At 65.0% G+C, this 19,087-nt stretch carries 19 protein-coding genes, 2 tRNA genes and 1 pseudogene; 14 read left to right on the top strand and 8 right to left on the bottom strand.

The window, feature by feature from the left end; genetic code table 11:
• The first annotated feature begins 37 nt into the window (after positions 1 to 37).
• Positions 38 to 109: transfer RNA gene (locus KIV56_RS09880), tRNA-Thr, on the top strand.
• Between the two features lie 33 nt (positions 110 to 142).
• Positions 143 to 216: transfer RNA gene (locus tag KIV56_RS09875), tRNA-Met, on the top strand.
• An 87-nt stretch (positions 217 to 303) separates the two neighbouring features.
• On the opposite strand, the gene KIV56_RS09870 is transcribed toward KIV56_RS09875, so the two are convergent.
• Positions 304 to 1,404, bottom strand: coding sequence for a site-specific integrase (locus KIV56_RS09870; protein WP_281533313.1), 1,101 nt, complete (start codon positions 1,402 to 1,404; stop codon positions 304 to 306).
• A 214-nt stretch (positions 1,405 to 1,618) separates the two neighbouring features.
• Complete coding sequence (locus KIV56_RS09865) at positions 1,619 to 2,218, bottom strand: hypothetical protein (protein ID WP_281533312.1); 600 nt, start codon at positions 2,216 to 2,218, stop codon at positions 1,619 to 1,621.
• Positions 2,219 to 2,684: 466 nt separating this feature from the next.
• Here KIV56_RS09865 and KIV56_RS09860 point away from each other — a divergent pair, with 466 nt between their 5' ends.
• Both KIV56_RS09860 and KIV56_RS09855 read left to right on the top strand, forming a co-directional pair.
• A complete protein-coding gene (locus KIV56_RS09860) occupies positions 2,685 to 3,071 on the top strand; it encodes a hypothetical protein (protein WP_281533311.1) in 387 nt (128 codons plus the stop codon).
• A gap of 633 nt (positions 3,072 to 3,704) precedes the next feature.
• Positions 3,705 to 4,283 (top strand): hypothetical protein, encoded by a 579-nt coding sequence (locus KIV56_RS09855; RefSeq protein WP_281533310.1) that lies wholly within the window; start codon positions 3,705 to 3,707, stop codon positions 4,281 to 4,283.
• A gap of 212 nt (positions 4,284 to 4,495) precedes the next feature.
• Here the strand turns inward: KIV56_RS09855 and KIV56_RS09850 are convergent, their stop codons facing one another.
• Positions 4,496 to 5,923, bottom strand: coding sequence for an LLM class flavin-dependent oxidoreductase (locus KIV56_RS09850; protein ID WP_281533309.1), 1,428 nt, complete (start codon positions 5,921 to 5,923; stop codon positions 4,496 to 4,498).
• Between the two features lie 49 nt (positions 5,924 to 5,972).
• On the opposite strand from KIV56_RS09850, the gene KIV56_RS09845 reads away from it, so the two are divergent.
• Positions 5,973 to 6,344 (top strand): winged helix-turn-helix transcriptional regulator, encoded by a 372-nt coding sequence (locus tag KIV56_RS09845; RefSeq protein ID WP_281533308.1) that lies wholly within the window; start codon positions 5,973 to 5,975, stop codon positions 6,342 to 6,344.
• 312 nt (positions 6,345 to 6,656) lie between these two features.
• On the opposite strand, the gene KIV56_RS09840 is transcribed toward KIV56_RS09845, so the two are convergent.
• Complete coding sequence (locus KIV56_RS09840; RefSeq protein ID WP_281533307.1) at positions 6,657 to 6,782, bottom strand: hypothetical protein; 126 nt, start codon at positions 6,780 to 6,782, stop codon at positions 6,657 to 6,659.
• 47 nt (positions 6,783 to 6,829) lie between these two features.
• Between KIV56_RS09840 and KIV56_RS09835 the strand changes: the two genes are divergently transcribed.
• The 7 genes and pseudogenes from KIV56_RS09835 (at position 6,830) to KIV56_RS09805 (ending at position 13,455) form a co-directional block, all read left to right on the top strand.
• Entirely contained in the window at positions 6,830 to 7,825 is a 996-nt protein-coding gene (locus KIV56_RS09835; RefSeq protein ID WP_281533306.1) for an ABC transporter substrate-binding protein, read from the top strand.
• A gap of 24 nt (positions 7,826 to 7,849) precedes the next feature.
• Positions 7,850 to 9,652, top strand: coding sequence for an ABC transporter permease (locus KIV56_RS09830; RefSeq protein ID WP_281533305.1), 1,803 nt, complete (start codon positions 7,850 to 7,852; stop codon positions 9,650 to 9,652).
• Positions 9,649 to 10,506 carry an ABC transporter ATP-binding protein gene (locus KIV56_RS09825; protein WP_281533304.1) on the top strand — a complete coding sequence of 286 codons (858 nt, stop codon included), beginning with the start codon at positions 9,649 to 9,651 and terminating at the stop codon, positions 10,504 to 10,506. The genes KIV56_RS09830 and KIV56_RS09825 overlap by 4 nt, the downstream gene beginning before the upstream one ends.
• Positions 10,503 to 10,937, top strand: a pseudogene (locus KIV56_RS20370) (ABC transporter ATP-binding protein); the annotation flags it as partial. The gene KIV56_RS09825 and the pseudogene KIV56_RS20370, both read left to right, overlap by 4 nt.
• Before the next feature lie 382 nt (positions 10,938 to 11,319).
• Positions 11,320 to 12,234, top strand: coding sequence for an LLM class flavin-dependent oxidoreductase (locus tag KIV56_RS09815; RefSeq protein WP_281533303.1), 915 nt, complete (start codon positions 11,320 to 11,322; stop codon positions 12,232 to 12,234).
• A gap of 28 nt (positions 12,235 to 12,262) precedes the next feature.
• Positions 12,263 to 12,850 (top strand): CMD domain protein, encoded by a 588-nt coding sequence (locus KIV56_RS09810; protein WP_281533302.1) that lies wholly within the window; start codon positions 12,263 to 12,265, stop codon positions 12,848 to 12,850.
• Positions 12,847 to 13,455 (top strand): alkylhydroperoxidase domain protein, encoded by a 609-nt coding sequence (locus KIV56_RS09805; protein ID WP_281533301.1) that lies wholly within the window; start codon positions 12,847 to 12,849, stop codon positions 13,453 to 13,455. The genes KIV56_RS09810 and KIV56_RS09805 overlap by 4 nt, the downstream gene beginning before the upstream one ends.
• Positions 13,456 to 13,524: 69 nt before the next feature.
• Here KIV56_RS09805 and KIV56_RS09800 read toward each other — a convergent pair whose 3' ends face one another.
• The 4 genes from KIV56_RS09800 to KIV56_RS09785 all read right to left on the bottom strand — a co-directional run bounded on the left by KIV56_RS09800 (position 13,525) and on the right by KIV56_RS09785 (position 18,041).
• Positions 13,525 to 14,223: a uroporphyrinogen decarboxylase family protein gene (locus KIV56_RS09800; protein WP_281533300.1), complete on the bottom strand. Its 699-nt coding sequence runs from the start codon at positions 14,221 to 14,223 to the stop codon at positions 13,525 to 13,527.
• A 443-nt stretch (positions 14,224 to 14,666) separates the two neighbouring features.
• Positions 14,667 to 15,983, bottom strand: a complete 1,317-nt coding sequence (locus KIV56_RS09795) for an LLM class flavin-dependent oxidoreductase (protein WP_281533299.1) — start codon at positions 15,981 to 15,983, stop codon at positions 14,667 to 14,669.
• Positions 15,984 to 15,992: 9 nt separating this feature from the next.
• Positions 15,993 to 17,312, bottom strand: coding sequence for an O-acetylhomoserine aminocarboxypropyltransferase/cysteine synthase family protein (locus tag KIV56_RS09790; RefSeq protein WP_348648559.1), 1,320 nt, complete (start codon positions 17,310 to 17,312; stop codon positions 15,993 to 15,995).
• Between the two features lie 99 nt (positions 17,313 to 17,411).
• A complete protein-coding gene (locus KIV56_RS09785; protein ID WP_281533298.1) occupies positions 17,412 to 18,041 on the bottom strand; it encodes a flavin reductase family protein in 630 nt (209 codons plus the stop codon).
• Positions 18,042 to 18,247: 206 nt separating this feature from the next.
• Between KIV56_RS09785 and KIV56_RS09780 the strand changes: the two genes are divergently transcribed.
• On the top strand, positions 18,248 to 18,499 hold the full coding sequence (locus KIV56_RS09780; RefSeq protein ID WP_281533297.1) for a hypothetical protein: 252 nt from the start codon (positions 18,248 to 18,250) through the stop codon (positions 18,497 to 18,499).
• Positions 18,500 to 18,564: 65 nt separating this feature from the next.
• Entirely contained in the window at positions 18,565 to 19,086 is a 522-nt protein-coding gene (locus KIV56_RS09775) for a DUF1684 domain-containing protein (protein WP_281533296.1), read from the top strand.
• Position 19,087: the final 1 nt, after the last annotated feature.

The following is a 19,087-nucleotide window of genomic DNA, read 5'->3' as shown; positions in this document are numbered from 1 at the left end:
GCCGAAATTCAGGGCGCAACTTCTGAAAAGAAGTTCTGCCCCCTTAGCTCATTGGTAGAGCACTTCCTTGGTAAGGAAGAGGTAGTGGGTCCGATTCCCACAGGGGGCTCAGGCTTGGGCGGTCGTGAGGCCGGCAGGTCGTGGCGGGGTAGCTCAGTTGGTTAGAGCACACGGCTCATAATCGTGGTGTCGCGGGTTCAATTCCCGCTCCCGCTACAAAAACCCCGGATTTCTGCGGAAGTCCGGGGTATTTTTTCGCCCTCCAGAGGCCAACCCCGCATAAACCCCGCACTTTGAAAGCCACTAACCCCGCACTTTGGATTTAGGGACAATCATCACGTCGAGTGCCTTGGCGGCTTTTGTGCCTCCTGTGCTCTTGGCCATGTAGACGTCCTGCGTCAGCGACGGGTTCTCATGACCGAGGTAATCAGCGATCTCGCGGGCGCTCAGGCCGGAGTGATCCAGTGCCGTCGCGACCGTCTTCCGGAAGCTGTGCGTCGTCACCTTCGGGTAGCCGAGGCGGTCGCGCGCGTCGCGCCAGTCCCGTGACGTGTTCCGCGGATCGCGGATGTTTCCGCGCACCGTCGGGAACACGAGGTCATACTCGCTGCGTACCCGGATCCGCCCCTGCCGCTCCATCAGGAGGACCCGGAGCGAGTTCGGGATCGAGATCGTGCGCGCGCCGGCCTTTGTCTTGGGATGGTCCTGGAGCAGGAGGCCCCGACCGTGCGCACGAACGACGTTCGCCTCGATGCTGATCGTGCCCGCTTCGGGGTCAAAGGCCGACCATCTCAGGGCCAGCGCCTCGCCCAGGCGGCATCCCGTGCCGGCGAGGAACACTACCACGTCGGCCTGGTCCAACTCGTTGAGGCGCTCGTCGCGCCGGACGGCCTCGAGCAGGTCGGGTAGATCTTGAACGGGGACGGCCGTTGCGCCCTGGCGACGCCGGGTGATATTGCCGATCTCCCGGACGGGATTCACGATGACCGCGTCGGACCGTGCGGCGACGCCCATCATGCCCGAGAGTACGGCGCGGCAGGCCTTCGCGGCGCCCGGCCCGCACGATGCGGTGATCTCGCTGATGAACCGTCCGAGCCGCTCCGTTGTCGCCTCAGCCACGGTGAGAGCACCGATCTTCGGCTTGATGTGGTGGGCGATGGTCTGGCGGTAGGTATCGATCGTGCGGGGCGCACAGTCCTCCTTCGTTGCCAGGAACCGATCGGCCAGGTGTGCCAGTGACGTCTGTCGATTCACCTCGAGGGACCTGCTCGCCGTCGCGTTGTCGAGCGCCGTCTGCAGCGCGATCCTGGCCCGCGCTCGAGTGGTTGCGAACCGTTCGATCTGACGGAGAGTCCCATCGTCGAATCGGTAGCGCGTGCGCGCCCGCCACCTGCCGGGGGACACCTCCTTCACGCTCAGTGTCCCGTAGTTACTGATTGGTGTTCGCGGTCGCACCATCCTCGGCCTCCCTACAAGTTCCGCGCTCTGCGCCCGTCAGCGATGCTGCGGAGACGCTGGCAGCGTCTCCGCGTTCCACCGACGATCTTGCCCCACATGGGTGACACGGCGTTTCTCGTCGTGGGACGCCCCTGCTCTTGTCCATGGCTCCCGTCGCACATCAATGAGCCCAGCCGTCGAGCTTCCACCCGGCCGAGGCCAGGTACGAGGACAGTTGGTTGATGCGTCGGTTGGCTTCGTTCAGGCGTTCCGGGGTGGTGTTCCACGGCTGGCCGGTGTCGTTGTCGCCGGCGGCCGTGTTCAGTGTGGCTTCGACCTGGAGGTTGCTGACGAGCCGGTTGCGTTCTCTGATGAGCGCGTCGAGCTCGCGCATGGCTTGTAGTTGGGTGCGTTCGGAGCGTTCGTCGGTTGTGGTCCACCGGTAGGCGCCGTCGGTCTCGCCGGAGATCCAGGCGTCGAATTCGACGACGGTCATGCCGTCGAACGCCAAGCTGAGGTTGGGCAGGTCGAGGGTGTCAGCCGGGCGGCCGACGGGGGCGAGGAGGAACAGGGGGAGACGCCGAGGGCGTGGGCGATGTTCAGCAGCTGGCTGACGGCGAGGTCGCTCTTCCGGCCGGCTTCGATGTTCTGCAGGATCGCCTCGGTCACGTTGTCGCCGGGGATCGTGTCCGCGAGCTCTTTTCGTGGTGCGGATGCCGCGGTGTTTCCGGATGGCCTGGATGCGGTCGCCGATGCTCGTCTCAGTCCGAAAATCTGTCATATGGACAAGATACTACGCAAACTCTTGTCAAATGTGAGAAGTCGCCATATTGTGACCTCAACATTGGAACAACCGAAAGGTTGTCATCGAGACAGGATGATCATGGACGACGACTATATCCTCCCCGCCACCGTGGGTGAAATCACCGGCCTGAAGACCGGAGCCCTGGCCCAGCCTGCGCTACACAGGGTGGGGTCCCCGGTTCTACAAGCCCACACCCCGGACCGTGCTCTACAAGAAATCCGAAGTCCTCGCCTGGATCGAAGCCAGCGCCACCACCCGCACCTCCGAGCCCCCAACTCGGCACTGAACCATCGTCACGGGCGCGGCACTCGGGTGCACCGGCGGAAGGCCCGGGTCCACCCCCAGGGCCAGGGAGCGTCACCAGCAGAGGAGCCGATCAATGCGCAGACCAGCGAGCACGGCCGACACGACACCTCCCGCCCGCACGGGTGGGTGAGGTGCCGTGGGCTTGTACGCGGCGAAGAACGCCGTCCTGGTCGCCGCCCAGCTGGGCCTGGGTCACGCGTCGAGAGTGTTGCTGATCCACATGGCCCTGGAGTGCTGGGACGACGAGCACAATCCCGGTGGGCAACCGCCCCGACGCTACTTCGGCGGCCGGGAAACGTCCGCTCTCGCCCTCGGGTTCCTCGCCCCGTCCAACGGGAGCGCCGCGGCCCACCAGGCCGTCAAACGCGCCGTCACGGAACTCACCAACACCGGCGCCATCACGCGGGTTCGGTCGGGCCGGAACGGGCGTGCAGCGGAGTTCGAACTGAACCTCAATAGTGCGAAACCGCCGACGCCGGGCCGCCAGCTTCCGGAGTTCCGGGACCGGGCCACGGATGTCTAGGGGGTCACTGAGCGTCCCCCTCAGGGGTACGGTCACCGTCCCCTTCAGGGGTACGAAAACTGACCCAGCAAGGGGACGCTCACCGTCCCCTTTAACAGTAAGGAACAGGAAGAACAAAACTGGAGCAGTACGCGCGCGCGAGACGAGCCTGTGGATAACTCCGCCGAGAGCACCGGATGTCCACGCCAGTGCGGGGAGGCTCGAACGACGAAGAAGCGCTGAAGATCGCTATCGCGAGGTCCTCTCCGGAGGGACCTCGAGGCGAGTGCGCACACACCTGCCCGGTCGTTTACCCCGTCATCGAGAACGAATAGGTAAACGACTACCCGAGGGCACTCTTTCCCTGTCCCACCACCGCCCCCTCGCTGCGCTCGCTTCCCAACCCCCCACACTCAACGGCATTGTGTGGGGGGTTGGGAAGTAAAGGGGAGGTGGTGGGACAGGGAAAGAGTCAGAGGCAAATGAAAGAAATATGAATGAAAGAAAAAGAAAAAGAAAAAAACAAGAAGAAAGAACAAGAAGAAAAAAAAAAGAAGAAGAACGATGAGGTGCAGAGGTGCTGAGGTGCTGAGGTGCTGAGGTTCTGAAGGGCGGGATGAGTTGATGGTGCAGGTTACAGGGCGTGATGAGGCGATGGTTGACTGGCTGAGCACGGTGCGTCTGGCTGAGGTTGATGCGATCCGGTGGGCCCTGGGCGCGATGTCGGGTTCGGCAGATCCGATTAGTACTAGGAAGGCGCAGCACTGGGTGACGCGGATGGTCGAGGCCGGTCTCGTCGACCGGGCGCGGCCGACCTTCCAGGGCGCGTCGATCGTCTGGGCGACGCACGACGCGGTCGGGCGGCAGCCGCCGAACCTGTTCCGGCAGACCACGAGGCATGAGGTCGCCGTCGCGACGGTCTCGGCCCGGTATCTCGCTCTCGGCTACACCTGGCAGCGCGATCGAAGGCCCGTCGGAGTCTTCGACCACCAGGCAGACGGCGTCGCGACGCGCGGCGATCAGGTGGAACTTGTCGAAGTGGAGCCTGACGGCAAAGTCCACGTCGCGCTACAAACTGATCTATGGGAACCACTCGAGGCGGCTCGGCAGCGAGGGGGTGTCGAGAGTTTCGTACTTTTGCACTGCCGACGCCGACCGAATCGTGACTCGCGAGGCGGACCGGCTCATCTTCCGTACGGAACGAACTCGACTCGTGTCAGCGGTGGCCTTTGACAAGCGCGGGCACTGGATCGCCGGTCAGGACGATCTCAACTGGTCAGGTCAAATAGCCCTGGCTCAGGCTGAGCTGCCTTGAAGGTGGTTCGGAAGGCAACTGCGCCTCTGTCTTCCAAATTCCATATGCTCACCAGGCCAATCGTGGGGCGAAGCCACGATGCCCTAAGCCTTGAGCGTCGCGCGTGGCCTTCCTATGAGTTTCGGGGAAGTCATTGCGTGCTCAGAAGGAGGGTCAGCGAAGCAACCGCGAGCAGGAGAAACACCACGACACCCTGGATGTTTCGGTCTTGCGCTCTCAGGTGAGCGACGAGCGCGCCGAGGAAATAGGCAATTACGCCGGCGGATGCCACGACAGCGAGAGAAGGGAGAAAGATCCCGACGATCAGGCCAACGGTCGCGGCGCTCTCGATCACACCGAGCACTGTCATCTGCTGTCGAGTGACCTTGACTGCTTCCATCTGGGCGACCACTTGCGGACGTGGATGAGCTTCATCACCCCGGAGCCGAGCATCACGAGAGCGAGAAGGACAGATAGAAGGAGGGCGGCGATGTGCATGAGTGATCCTGTTTCTTGGGTGACGCGTTAGCTGAATGGTTGGTCGGTCGGGGGGCGGCGTCAAAGCGCGTTCTGAGGGGTAGTGGCTGGATTTGCGGCGCAGCATGGGGGCGACGTCCACTGCGAACCGTTCGATCGACGCGAAGACCGCATCACGGGGGAGTCCGCCGATGTCGATTTGTCCCAGGAAGCGGTCGAGTTCGAAGATCTCGTTCCAGCGGAGAAGTTTGTCCGCGACTTCCTGGGGGCTACCGACCACGAGGGGGCCATCCGGTGCCGCCATTCGATCGAATGTCGCCCGGTCGAGGTTAATGCCGCGTCCGTCGGCGAAATAAGACCGATAGTGCGGATAGAAGGTGTCGCGCGCGTCTTGCGATGAGTTTCCGACGTAGACGTGGCTGACGACGCCAACACCGAGTTGGCCTCGGAGGTGGCCGTGCTCGTCTCCCGTCTGTCGATACAGATTCACAACCGGGGTGAGCCCGTCCGGGCCGCCGGCGAGAAGCGCGAGGGTCACCGGGAGCCCGAGACGCTCGGCACGGGCGGCGCTGGCCGGTGTGCCGCCCACTCCGAGACGCACGGGGAGCTCGTGAGTGAGACGGGGAATGATCTGAGCATGATCGAGTGGCGTACGGAACCGGCCCGTCCAGGTGACTTCGGCATTCCGGCGCAGAGCGAGCAGGAGGCCGAGCTTCTCCTCGAAGACGGCGTCGTAATCATCAAGCGGCACACCGAAGACCGCGAACGGTTCGGAGTACGCGCTCCGTCCGGCGGTGATCTCCGCGCGACCGCCGGAGACAAGGTCAAGCTGGGCGAAGTCTTGGTACAGCCGGTCCGGGTCGAGAACGCTCAGCACCGAGACGGCACTGGTGAGGGTGATCGTCGAGGTTCGGGCGGCGATGGCGGCGAGCACGACGGCCGGCGACGAGACCGCGAATCGGGGAGTGTGATGCTCACCGATCCCGAAGATGTCGAGGCCCGCCTCGTCCGCAAAGACCCCGTAGTCGATGATGTCCAGCACGCGGCCGGGGGAGAGCGTACCGGCCGAGAGATCTGTGAGGGAGAAGGCGCCGAGTTCCATGTCATCGACGTTAGAGATTCGATAGGTACCATTTGGTACCCTTCGGAACATGGTTTTTCCAGCGGGTACCGTTTTCCTCGCCGACTGCCCTGCGCGCCTCGCGATCGAGATCATCGCGGACAAGTGGGCGGTCGTCACCCTGTTCGCGCTCAGCGACGGCCCGAAGCGCCACGGCGAGCTGGTCACCCTTATCGGCGGCATTTCGCGGAAGGTTCTGACCCAGACACTCCGCCGGCTTCAGGGCAACGGCCTCGTCGACCGGCGTGCATACGCGGAAGCGCCGCCGCGGGTCGAATACAGTCTCACCGCCCCGGGGCAAACCCTCCAGGAACCCATCCTGATGCTGACCGACTGGGCACGATCCAACGGTGAAGCGATAGTCGACTTCAAGGAATCGGCGTCCGATAATCTCAGTCAGTAGACGCTCAGGGTCGGCGCGAGAGTACGCGAAGCGCCCGCGCCGGAGGACCCCTGCGAAGTAGTCTGGATACTTGTCCCTGCGCGGAAACGGTACCGAATTCTCATTCGGGCCGGGACGCCGAGCGCAGACGGTGCGGTCACCGAAGTGTGACGTTTTGCTGCGATTCATGACCGTCAGCAGCCGCATTCAGCGTCGGATCCAGTGCCGTAGGGCCGGTTGTTACGCGGTGCTACCGACTATGACAATTCAGCTGTGATCAGGGCTGGAAAGCCCGTAGCGTCATCGGTGCACCCGGACCCCGACCTGACGAAACTAGGAAATCACCATGAAGAGCTTCATCCGACACGCAGCTGTTGCCTCCGTTGCCGCCCTCGCGGTGGTGAGCCTGGCGGCCTGCTCCAGCGGCGCCAGCGCCTCCTCCACCTCGAGCGCGTCCACGGTGTACTTCGGAGTATCCGCGGCCGTGACAGGCCAGTATGCACAATATGGCGAACAGTTTAAAGAAAGCGTTCGACCTGGCCGTCGAGCAGGTCAATGACGGCGGCGGCATCGACGGTCACCCGGTCGCCATCAAGTATGAAGATTCGCAATCAGACCCCAAGCAGTCGGTCGCGGTCGCACAGAAGTTCGTCGGCGATGACAGCATTAGCCTCGTCTTCGGAGACTACTCGTCGGCGGCATCCATTCCCGCCTCCCCGATTTATACCGCCGGAAAGCTACTCCAGTACGGTTTCAACAACTCGAACCCGAATTTCACGGCCAAGGGCTCGGACTACCAATGGTCCACGTCAATCACAACAAGCGCCAGCTACGAGTGGACTGCCGACTACATCAAGGACCAGGGCATCACCTCCGTCGGCGTGACCTACCTGAACACCGCCGACTGGGGCGTCCCCGCCTACAACGCATTCAAAGCAGAGGCCGAGAAGATCGGCCTCACGATCACGGACGCCGAGGGAGTCCTCGACACCTCGGATGACTACCGTCCCTCGCTGTCCAACGCAGTAGCGGGGAAGCCTGAGGCATTCGTCCACATCGGCTACGGACCGGACGCGGCGAAGATCGTCACCCAGTTGCGCGCGATCGGCTACGACGGCACCTTCTACGGCGGGCAGGATGAGCAGTCGTTCGACGCGACTCCTGACGCTGTTGGTTCTATCGTCGGCGCGCAGTTCCTCGAGACCAGCCCCGACGCAGCCGTGCAGGCCTTCGTCACCGCGTTCAAGAAGAAGTACCCGAGTGAAACCGACGTAACCGGCTTCGAAGCCGGCGCCTACGACGCACTGAACGTGGCTGTCGCCGCAGCGAAGATCGGCGGCACGACCCGCGAAGGCCTCCTCGAGGGCTTCAAGAAGATCAAGGATGTCCCGAGCATCGTGTACGGCACGATCACCTTCGACACGGCGACCCGTCGCATCGCATCGCCCAAGCTGACGCCGACCATTCTCAAGGAGGGCAAGTGGATCGCCTACACCGGTTGATCCCCGCCACGGTCTCCGCTCACCATGCTTGATACCCTGATCGCCGGCCTGCTCCGGGGCAACGTGTACGCCCTCGGAGCGGTCGGGATCTCCCTCGTCTTCGGCGTGATGAACGTCGTCAATTTCGCCCAATTCTCGTTCTTCGGCCTCGGCGCCATGCTGGCCTGGTTCTTCATCGCGACACTCGGTCTGCCGTTCTGGTTGGCCCTGCCCCTCGTCCTCGTCATCTGCGGCGGACTGGGCCTGGTCATCAACATCACGGTGGTCCGGCCCTTAGCGAAGTTCCTTCCCCTCGCTGCCATGCTGTCGACCTACGCTGTCTCGCAGATCCTCGACAACGCCTCGCAGGTTGCCTTCAGCGCACAATTCCGCGTCTTCCCCGCGGTGCTGCCCACCTCGAATCTCCAAATCGGGAACATGCGCTTCGGCACCTCGGATGTCGTGATGCTGGGTACGACCGCAGTCCTGATGGTTGCAATGTCGCTCTTCCTCAAGTACGGCAGGATCGGCCGGGCCATCCGTGCCACCTCCCAGGACCAGGAGGCCGCACTCCAGATGGGGATCCCGGTGGCGTTGGTCCAGCATGTGTCCTTCGTCATCGCCTCCGCCCTGGGCGGCCTCGCCGGGGTCTTCATCGCCCTGTACGTCGGAGTCGCGAACCCGAGTTCGGGACTGAACATCGGCCTGACCGCCTTCGTGGCGGCGACGCTGGGCGGGCTGGGATCACTCGTCGGAGCCGTCATCGGCGGCTTCGTCCTCGGCATCCTCGAATCGTTCGGCATCCACTTCTTCGGTGACACCTCCCGCCAGATCATCATCTTCGTGATCCTGATCGTCGTGCTCATCGTGCGTCCCGGTGGCCTGCTCGGCAAGATCCCGTTGATCTCCACCGAGCCCCTGACCGGGACGTTCCTCGGGAAGGGTCGCCCGTTCCGGATCCCGCGCTGGGTCTGGCCGGTCGCGTTCCTCGCCATCGGGGTGCTGATCCCGCTGACCGGCAACAACTACATCCTCACCACGGGCACCCAGGTGCTCATCTACGCCATCATCGCCGCCGGGTTCACCGTCACGGCGGGGCAGGCCGGCGTGCTCGCTCTCGGCCAGGCCGGACCGATCGCGATCGGCGCGTACATCTCCGCTGCGCTGACCCTCTACCTGGACTTCTCGTTCTGGGTCGCGCTGCCGATCGCCGGGCTCGTCGCTGCGATCGTCGCCTCGATCCTTGCCTCACCCATCTGGGGCGTGAAAGGACACTACATCTCCATCGCGACCCTCGGGCTCGGCATCGCCATCGTCGCCGTCATCCAGCTGGTGGTCCCCCAAGGCCTCTACAACATTCCGGTGCCGCAATGGTTCGGAACGCCCCTATCGACACCGACGGCGTACTACCTGATCGACTTCGGGGTGCTCGTGGTCACTCTCTTAGTAATGTTCCGCATTCGCAGCTCACACCTCGGGAAGGTGATCTCCTCTGTCGGCTCTGACGAGGTGGCTGCCCTCGCCTCCGGCGTTCGGGGGCGTGACTACAAGGCCCTCGCGTTCGCAATTTCCGCGTTCTTCGCCGGGATCGGCGGCTCGCTCCTCGCGCACCAGTACACCTACATCGACCCGACCATCTTCACAATGCTGATGTCTCTGCTGGTGGTCACGATCGTCATCATGGGTGGCGTTGGACTGCCCTACGGGGCGGTCGTCGGATCGATCATCCTGATCGGTGCCATGGAACTGCTGAGGTTCACCCCGGAACTGCGCATCATGGTCTATGGACTCGTGCTGATCCTCGTCGTGAGGTTCCGTCCGGGCGGCATCCTGGTGAGGAACTCATGAGCGGCGTGCTGCTCGACGTCAAAAACCTTGAACGTCATTTCGATGGGCTCAAGGCCGTTGACGGCATCTCCTTCACGGTGGCACCCGGTGAAGTGGTGTCGATCATCGGACCGAACGGGTCGGGCAAGACCACGACCCTCAACCTCGTGGCCGGAACCATCCGCGCCCACGGGGGCACCATCTCCCTGGGCGACACGCGCATCGACCGGGCGGACAGCGCCCGGATCGCCGAGTACGGCATCGCGCGTACGTTCCAGAACGGGCGAGTGTTCGCGACCCTGTCGGTCGCAGACAACATCGAGGTCGGACTGCACTCCACCCTGCACGCGACCCGTCCCTTCCGAGGCCTCTCGCACCTGTTCCTGCTGCGTTGGATTCCCCTGCTCGGGGAACTGTTCATCGCGATCGTCGGAACTCCGGCCTCGCGTCGTGAACGCATCGAGATCGATGCAAACGTAGACGCCCAACTCCATCGGTTCGAGGCTCGCCTCGGGTCCCGTCGTGACGACCCGGCATACTCGCTCAGCTACGCCAACCGGCGCCGCGCCGAGATCGCCCGCGCCATGGCGCTGAAGCCCACGCTGCTCGTCCTCGACGAGCCCACCGCGGGAATGAACCAGTCCGAGACCGCGGAAGTCCTTGAGCAGTTGCTCGAGCTCAAGGCCGAAGGACAGGCGATCCTCCTGGTGGAGCACAAGCTGGACCTCGTGATGAAACTGTCCGACCGGGTCATCGTCATGGACGGTGGCCGGATAATCGCCGAGGGACGGCCAGAGGACGTGCGCCACGATCCGGCCGTGATCGAGGCCTACATCGGCCGTCGCCGGGCACTCGCAACAGGAGACCGCTCATGACCGACCTGCTCGCCCTCGACGACGTGAACGTCTACTACGGTCCCTTCCACGCGCTCAGGGGCAACACCCTCACCGTCGGCGAGGGCGAGATCGTCTCCCTGCTCGGCGGCAACGCCAGCGGCAAGTCGACGACGATGAAGACGATCCTCGGACTCGTCAAGGTCAAGTCGGGAACCGTCCGCTTCGCCGGGAAGGACGTCACGCACGCCTCCACGAGGCAGCGGGTCACGGCGGGCATCGCCTCCGTCCCCGAGGCCCGGCGGGTCTTCCCGCAGATGACCGTGGACGAGAATCTCCTGACCGGCGCCTATACCCGCAAGGACCGGGCGGGGATCGCCGAGGACCTTGAGCGGATGCGCGAGCACTTCCCGCGCCTCGCCGAACGCAGGCGTCAGGAGGCGGGCACGCTCTCGGGCGGCGAGCAGCAGATGCTCGCCTTCGCCAGGGCCCTGATGAGCCGGCCGAAGCTCATCTGCATGGACGAGCCCACCATGGGGCTCTCCCCGAAACTCGTCGACCAGGTGCTCGATGAGATCGTGCGCATCAACATCGAACTCGGCGTGGCCGTGCTGTTCGTCGAGCAGCAGGCGGAACTGGCGCTCTCGATCGCGTCGCGGGGATACGTGCTTGCAACGGGCGAAATCGTGCTGCAGGGCACGGCCCGTGAGCCTGCTCGACAACCCCGAGATTCAAGAGGCATATCTAGGAAAGGCAATACAGGCATGACCACCCCCAGACTCGGATTCTTCACGAGACTGCTCGACGATGCGGCCCCGGTCGTGCGCTACCGCAACGCTCTCGCTCAGTTCGTCCGTGCGGAGGAGCTCCGGCTTCGACACCGTCTGGGTGGCGCAACACCACTTCCACAGCGAGGAGGGCGGACTCCCTTCGCCGTTCGTGCTTCTGGCACAGGCAGCGGCGCAGACCTCGCGTATAGTGCTCGCCACGGGTATCATCACCCTCCCTCTCGAGGCCCCGCTGCGGGTCGCCGAGGATGCCGCCGTGCTGTGGCTGCTCGCAGACGGTCGCTTCGAGCTCGGCATCGGGTCGGGGGGCACGGCCACGTCCTTCCCGCCGTTCGGCCTCGACGTCGCAGACCGGCCGACCGTGTACTCCGCCAACAAAGCAACCCTGTTGCGCAGCCTCAGGGGCGAGGTGCTCACGTCGGATGGCGGGGCGCTTTACCCGCCGGCTCCCCGGCTCATCGACAGCCTGTGGGAGGCGACCTTCTCTGCCGGCGGTGCCGAGCGCATCGGTCGCGAAGGACATGGGCTGATGCTCTCACGCACCCAGCCCCGACGCGAATACACCGGGCACGGCTCGGTCGACGACCAGGTCGCGCTCGTCGACGCGCACCGCACGGCTTTGCCCGCCGGCGTACCCCCTCGCGTGATGGCCTCGCGGTCTGTGCTCGTCGTGGACACGGACGACGAGGCGCGGCGCTGGCGTGCCCAGGGCATCGCGCGTTCGCTACCCATGCTGGCCGCTCAAGGAGTCACAGTCCCGGACGGTGTCGACGACGCCGAGCTGGCCGCTTATCTCGACCTGCACGTCGGCACTCCCGAACAGGTGCTGGCGACACTCGCAGCCGACCCGGTTCTGCCGCGAGCCACGGACATCGTCTTCCAACCGCATCCGGTCGACCCGCCGCACGAGGTCGTGCTCCGTTCGCTTGAACTCATCGCCGCACACGTCGCCCCAGCACTCGGCTGGGTGACGCAGAACTGAACCCCCGAAGCTTCGGAAAGGAAACACCATGGCCGTCGATGTCATCGACCAGCTGATCGGCGTAGAGGAGGGCGACGCGCTCTTCGAACTGCGACTCCAGCGCCCCGAAGCCAAGAAGAACGCGCAGACGAGTTTCACCGCCCTGTTCGACTCTGCTGAGCTCGAGCACGCTAGCCGGCTCGAGCGTCTCGCCGTCGCGTACTGGACGACGGCACTCTCCGGGAGTCTCACCGCGTCCTTCTACCGCGGGCTGCTCGCGGAGGAGTCTCCCGACACACTCGCCGCATTGGAAGTCGCCCTTCCGGGCGCGGTCACCAGCGGACCGTACGGCGACTACCCGGAGGGGCCTCTCTCGACGGAGAATGCGCCCGGCCTGCACTGGGAGCCCGATGCCGCCCTGGCCATCTCAGCCGGCCCGCGGCTTGCCGTAGCGCTCGCTCACACCCACCTGCTCGTCTACCGCCCGCGCGACTCCTCCGCCGACGCGCTCCAGACCCTCCTGGATGCCGGTTGGACCACAACGGGCATCGTCACGCTCTCGCAGCTCGTGGCGTTTCTCAGCTTCCAGCTTCGCGTTGTCGCGGGCCTCACCGCCCTGAAGGGAGAACTCGCATGAGCGAGAAGGTCATCCGACACGCGTTCGAGGCGCCCAACGCTTTCACCCAGGCCGAGCTGGGCTGGGAGCCGTGGCTGGAACCGCTGCCGCTCGACGAGCTCACCGAGCGCCACTATTCCGGTCTCGTCGACAAGGGGCGCGCCAACAGTTCCTACTTCCGGCTGCTCGTCCGCGATCCAGACATCCTCGGTGCGCGCACCCGCACGGACAACGACATCTTCTACAACGAGAAGGGCGGGTTGCCGCGTGCGCAGCGGGAGCTTTCCGCAGCGGCTGCATCGCGCACCAACGGCTGCATCTTCTGCGCGTCGGTGCATTCCCGGTTCGCAACGCATCGCTCGAAGCGCCATGACGACGTCCAGCGGCTTCTGGACGAGGGCCCCGGCGGTCAGCAGGACGACCCGCAATGGCGGGCGGTTATCGACGCATCGGTGGATCTCACCAGGACTCCGGGCGACTTCGACGCGTCAAACATCCGCCAACTGCGCGAGGCCGGCCTCGATGACCTCGCGATCGCCGACGCAATACACGGTGCCGCCTTCTTCAACTGGGCCAATCGGCTGATGCTCTCACTCGGCGAGCCGACCCCGCCCACGGGCTCGTGAACTGACCCGCTGCCCGCCCGTGCGGGCCAACCCGCGGCCGAGCCATACGGCCGGCCGCGGGCCTGGTTGCTAGGCGCGTGCGAGCACCGGTTCCACGCTCTCCCGCAACGCCCGGAGCACGCTCGGCGGAGTGTCCGAGTGCAGCGTGCATCCGGGAGCCACGATGATGCGGTCGCCTGCATCGGCGCGCGCGGCGAGCACTGTCTCCCTGACCCTGCTCGGCGGCCAGTAGAGAGACTGTACTTCGTCCAGTCCGGACATGGCTACCCGCTTGCCCTCTCGAACTGCGTCGCTGATCGTCGGAGCGGATGTGGCCGGCGACCAGTTCAGAACCTCCGCCGGGTAGTCGTCAAGGAGGGCCAGGTTGAGGTTGTCGCCGTGGGCGTGGATGATGCGCGTCAGTCCCTCTGCGGCGCGGAGAACGCGCCGGTCGAAGGGGGCGATCCAATCCGAGAACTCGTCGGGAGTGATGCCCCAGCTCGACGCATCGCTTGCCGCGCCGGTCACGGCGAGGAAGAGTCCGTCCACGCCGGTGTCGACGGCGTGGTGCACGTACTCTTCGAGTCTGGACGTCACCCGGTCGAGTACCTCCTTGGCCAGCTCAGGTGACCGACGGAAGTAGGGGATGACGGACTCTCCGAGGGAACGCACGACGGTCTGAAGCGGCGAGAAGACGGTGTCGACGACGGCCGCTTCCGGCGCGGCCGACCTGATGAGTCCGAGCACGGCAAAGCTGCGCTGCGAATCCCGGGTAATCCGCGTGCGCATCTCCGAGGGCCGCGAACTGCCCCTCGTCGGTAATCTCAGAAAGGTCGCCAGGAGTGGCAAACCGATAGTCGTTCATCACCTTGATGTAATCCCAGTCGTACTCCCGGTAGAAGCGCAGATGTGCGGCTGCCGAGTCTTCCGGCTGCCAGAGGGCGCTGCCGAAATGTATCCAGGCACCCACAGGGGGGACGATCGGTGGGTATTCCGGCTGATGCCGCAGCGAATCGTTGGCGCTTGCTCATGTCCTGCTCCGTAGTTTCATGCCCTCACTGGGCTAACGGAGGGATTGAAACCAGTCTGGCCGTGCCGACTTTCGACGGGTCTTCTCGGCGTCACAAATCGTATTCGAAGGGCCGTGCCGGCCACCCGTTCCGGGGTCGAGTCAGGTCCACCGCGTCAAATCAGGTCTACCGCGTCGACCCTGCGCGCGGTTCGGGAATCGACTAGAAGTCGCTGAGGTTGTGGCGCAGGCCGCCGGTGCCGAATTCGGTGCGGAGCAGCCCTCGCCGGCGCAGGATCGGCACGAGTTCGTCCAGCATCCGGTGGATCGTGACCGGGTGCAGATCGCCCGAGAAGATGAAGCCATCGTTGTCGGCCTCATCGCCGAGCTCCTGGATGAAATCGGCCACCTCGTCTGCCGTGCCGACGACTCCGGAGCGATCGGAGATCCGGCCGAGGCGCGCCTTTGCTGTCAACAATTGCCGGAGCGGAACCGAGGCGAAACTCTCTGCATCACCCAGCAGAGCCCGGATGCTGCCGCGTGAGACGTGGTCGGCGAAAATGGCGGGGTCGAGGGGCCGGTCGAGATCGAGCCCGGTGAGGTCGGTTTCAAGGTCACTCGACTGGGCCTCGGCGATCCGCAGTAAGGACCCGTCATCGGGCTCGGCGGACGCCCGGACAAGACGGTCGGCCTCGTCGCGACTTGACACGACGATGGGCTTGAACACGAAGAGGATCTTCAGATCGTCGCTGCGCCCGCGCGCACGGGCGGCGGCCAGGACGCGGGCACGGTAGTCGCGCACGGTCGCGATATCGAGCGAGGCGAGGGCCAATTGCACGGTGGAGTTCTTGCCCGCGAAGTCCAGTCCGCGCGGGGAGCCGCCGGGGGAGACGATTGCAGGTTCCCCTTCTGGGAACGGGAGGGCGTTGAGTGGTCCGTCGAAGGTGAAATGTTCGCTGCGGTGCTGGAAGGGCGGCACTTTCGAGCCGTCGGCGAACCGAAACGTTTTCGGATCCTCGACCAGTGCACCGTCCTGCCAACTGTTCCACAACCTCCGCACCCCCGCGAGCCACTCATCGGCCCGGTCGTAGGCGACATCGTGACTGACCGGTTCGGCACCGAAGTGCCGGCTGCTGCCGACGTCGGTGACCACATTGATGCCGAACCGGTGGCCGCTCAGGTGCTGCAGTGTGGCGAACTGGCGTGCGGCGAGGTAGGGCGGGTACGCCAACGGGTTCACGGTCGGCGCAATGCCGATATGGGACGTGACGTCGAACAGGTACGGTGCGAGGAGGAGCGGGTCGTGCTTCGGCCCGCCGTAGGCCGAGCGGATGCGCAGGTCCAGGGTGTCCGCGTTGCCCAGCGAGAGAGCGTCTTCGATGATGAGGAGGTCGAAGCCGGCCTGTTCGAGTTCGCGAATCGAGTGCTGGTAGAGACGGGGCTCCTGCCAGCGGTAGTTCCACTCGTAGTAGGCATGTCCCCAGCCGTGCGGGCCGAAACCCCGGGACAGGAACCAACCGAAGTGCTGCGGTGCCGACATGTGAGTCGTCTACCTCTCTGTCGTGCGGGTGGATACGGTGACGAGCGGCCCAGCCGACAGGCCGGCGGCGACGGCGCCGTCCGGTGGCGAGTTCGTGCCCGAAAATGCGGCCTCGATATCAAACGATCGTGGAATCGCGGCGAGGCCGCGCTCAAGATCCGCGATCAGGTCGGCGGCGTCTTCGACCCCGACCGACAGCCGGATCATGCCGGGTCCGATGCCCTCATAGCGGAGTTGAGCGTCCGTGCGATGGGCATGGGACGTCGACGCGGGATGCTGGATCAAGGAACGCACGTCGCCGAGATGTGCCATGTGAGTAAAGAGCCCGACAGCGTTGATCAGTGCCTTTGCTGCTGCGACGCCACCCCGCAGGGTGACTGCGAAGACCGATCCCTGGCCGCGCGGAAGGTAACGGCGGGCAAGCTCGTAGTGCGGATGCGACGCCAATCCGGCATAGTCCACGGACGAGACCTCTGGTCGTCCCTCCAGCCAGCGTGCGAGGGCGAGGGCAGTGGCCGACTGGCGATCCAGGCGCAGGGACAGCGTCTCGATGCCCTGCTGGATAAGGAATGCCGTGAACGGCGAGGCCGTCGGTCCCAGCCGGGAGACGATGACGCTGCGCGTGTACGCGGAATATGCCGTTCGGCCGAATCGCTCGAGGAAGCCGGGGCCGCCATCGATGCCGGGGTGCGTCAGCTGGGAGAAGCGATCGGGGTGCGCGCCCCAGTCGAAGCGTCCTCCGTCGACGATGACTCCGCCGAGGACAGTTCCGTGACCGGAGAGGAATTTGCTGGCCGAGTGGACGACGATGTCCGCCCCGTGTTCGATGGGTCGCAACAGATAGGGGCTGGCAAAGGTGTTGTCGATGACGAGCGGGATCCCATGCCGCCGGGCGACGTCCGCAATGGCGGCGACGTCGAGGATCCGGTTCCGGGGGTTAGAGATCGATTCGGCGAAGAGCGCTCGGGTGTTCGGCCGGATCCTCCGCTCCCACTCTGCCGGATCGTTCGCGTCCTCTACGAAGGTGGACTCGATATCGAGTGCGGGGAAGTTCTCAAGGAACAGGGCGCGAGAACCCTCGTAGATGCTCGATGCCGACACCACATGGTCGCCCGCGCGCAGCAAACCTAATAGGGCCGAGGAAATGGCGGCCTGTCCGCTGCCCACGAGGATCGCATCGGCGCCGTGTTCGAGGGCCGCGATTCTCTGCTCGACGGCGGCCACCGTGGGATTCGCGTACCGGCTGTAGATGTACCCGGGGTCGACGCCGGCGAAGCGATTCCGTGCGTCGTCGAAGTCGTCGAAGACGAATCCGGCCGTGAGATAGATGGGGGGTGGCGCGAGGGTTCACTCCGGCAACGGCGACCCCGCCCGCGTGTACCTGCTGGGTTGCGAATCCGAAGGAATGGTCGACGACTGTCCGTGTAGTCACGTGCGCACCAGCCCTGTTGCTATCTCCGAGTGCGCGCCGAGGCGGTGCCAGGTGCGGTTGTGATAGACGAGCGGGGCGGATGCCTCAGTATCCTCGGTGATCCTGGACTCCAGGGCGTGCACAGCGACGACCGTCGAACTGCCGGCGGACATCCTGTTGATCACCCGTCCCCTGATCCAGGCGTGAGCGCTCGGGAAATAGGGCTCTCCGGTTTCGAGGCGGTCCCACAGGCTCGTGTCGGCGAAGCGGTCGATGCCGCTCGTCGCGCAGAGTTGCGCGATCTTCAGTTGGTCGGAACCAAGAAGGTGCACGACCACGGTATCGGCCGCGCGGATGGTCGGGGTGCTCGAGGACTGGTCGGAGAGCGAGAACACCAGCAGGGGCGGCTCAGCGCTGACTGAGAACACGGATGTCGCCGTCAGGCCGACGGGGCCGTCTCCCGCGTCCGCGGTGATGACGGCAACCCCCGCCGGGTGGTTCCGGAAGGCGAGTTTGAAGTCGGCGGGGCTGAGACCGCCGAACGGCTCGAAGGCGGGAACCGCCCTCGGCGGTAGCGGATCGGCCTGAAAGGCGAAGTTGTGGGAGCTCACGAGGGTCCGTTCGGTGTCGTGGATCGAAGGATCCATCGTGCGCCTCCGGCGCGGCCGGATGTGTGAGTGTGTCCGAGTATGTCCGAGGTTGCGGAACGTGACGAATGCGGTGAGGGCGGTCGAGCGGCGCCCGGCTGGTGAGAATCCGCCCGTGCGCAAGACGGATTACCGCATGTTGCGTGCATGACTGTTCGTGTCGGCATCCGCCCGCATCGGAAGAGACGAAAACTAACGTCGGTGCCATGACAACAGACACGATCTCACCGACCATCGATAACGCGCATTTCGCCTCCGACTGGGAGGCGTGGCATGCGGCGCACGAGGCACAGCGTGCGGCGCCGGACGGATTCCTCGCCATCACCGGGCTGCACTTCCTGACCGTTGAGTCGGAACGCTTCGACGACGCACCCGGCGCCTGGTCCTTCGACGACAGCGGACCCGTTGTCGACCTCGCCGCGGGGAGAGCAACTGAGCATCGACGGCGTCGAGCCTGACCGGCAGGCACTCGTTCGGTGCAATCAACGAACGCGAGGGCGTCAATGCGCTGGCCGGTGACGCGGTGATCGAAGTCGCCCGGCGCGGCGGCCACCTGCTCGTGCGGCCCCGGCACCCGGACACCGAGTTCCGGGCCGGGTACGCCGGCACTCCGACGTACCTGCCGACCCCGGGCTGGCGTCTCGAGGCGCGCTTTCTGCCCTTCGACGAGCCGCGCGATGTCACGGTCGGTGCCGCCGTCGAGGGGTTGCAGCATGTGTACGCGGCACCGGGCGAACTCGAATTCGCCACGGACGGTCAGATCTTCCGGCTGACGGCGTTCAACGGATACGTTCCCGGTACCCTGCTCGTACTCTTGACGGATGCGACGAGCGGCGTCACGACGTACGCCGCGAACCGGTCCCTCACCGTTCCCGCGCCCGACGCCGACGGACGGACGACTCTCGATTTCACCCGTGCGGTGAACCTCCCGTGCGCGTACACGGACTACGCGACCTGCCCGCTGCCGCCGGCCGAGAACCGCCTGCCGATCCTCGTCGAGGCCGGCGAGAAGACGCCCCTCTCCCGCATCACCGTGACGCTTTGAT

The sequence above is a fragment of the Cryobacterium breve genome (assembly GCF_027594785.1).
Lineage (GTDB): Bacteria > Actinomycetota > Actinomycetes > Actinomycetales > Microbacteriaceae > Cryobacterium > Cryobacterium breve_A.
This window is presented reverse-complemented; position numbering and strand designations above follow the sequence as displayed.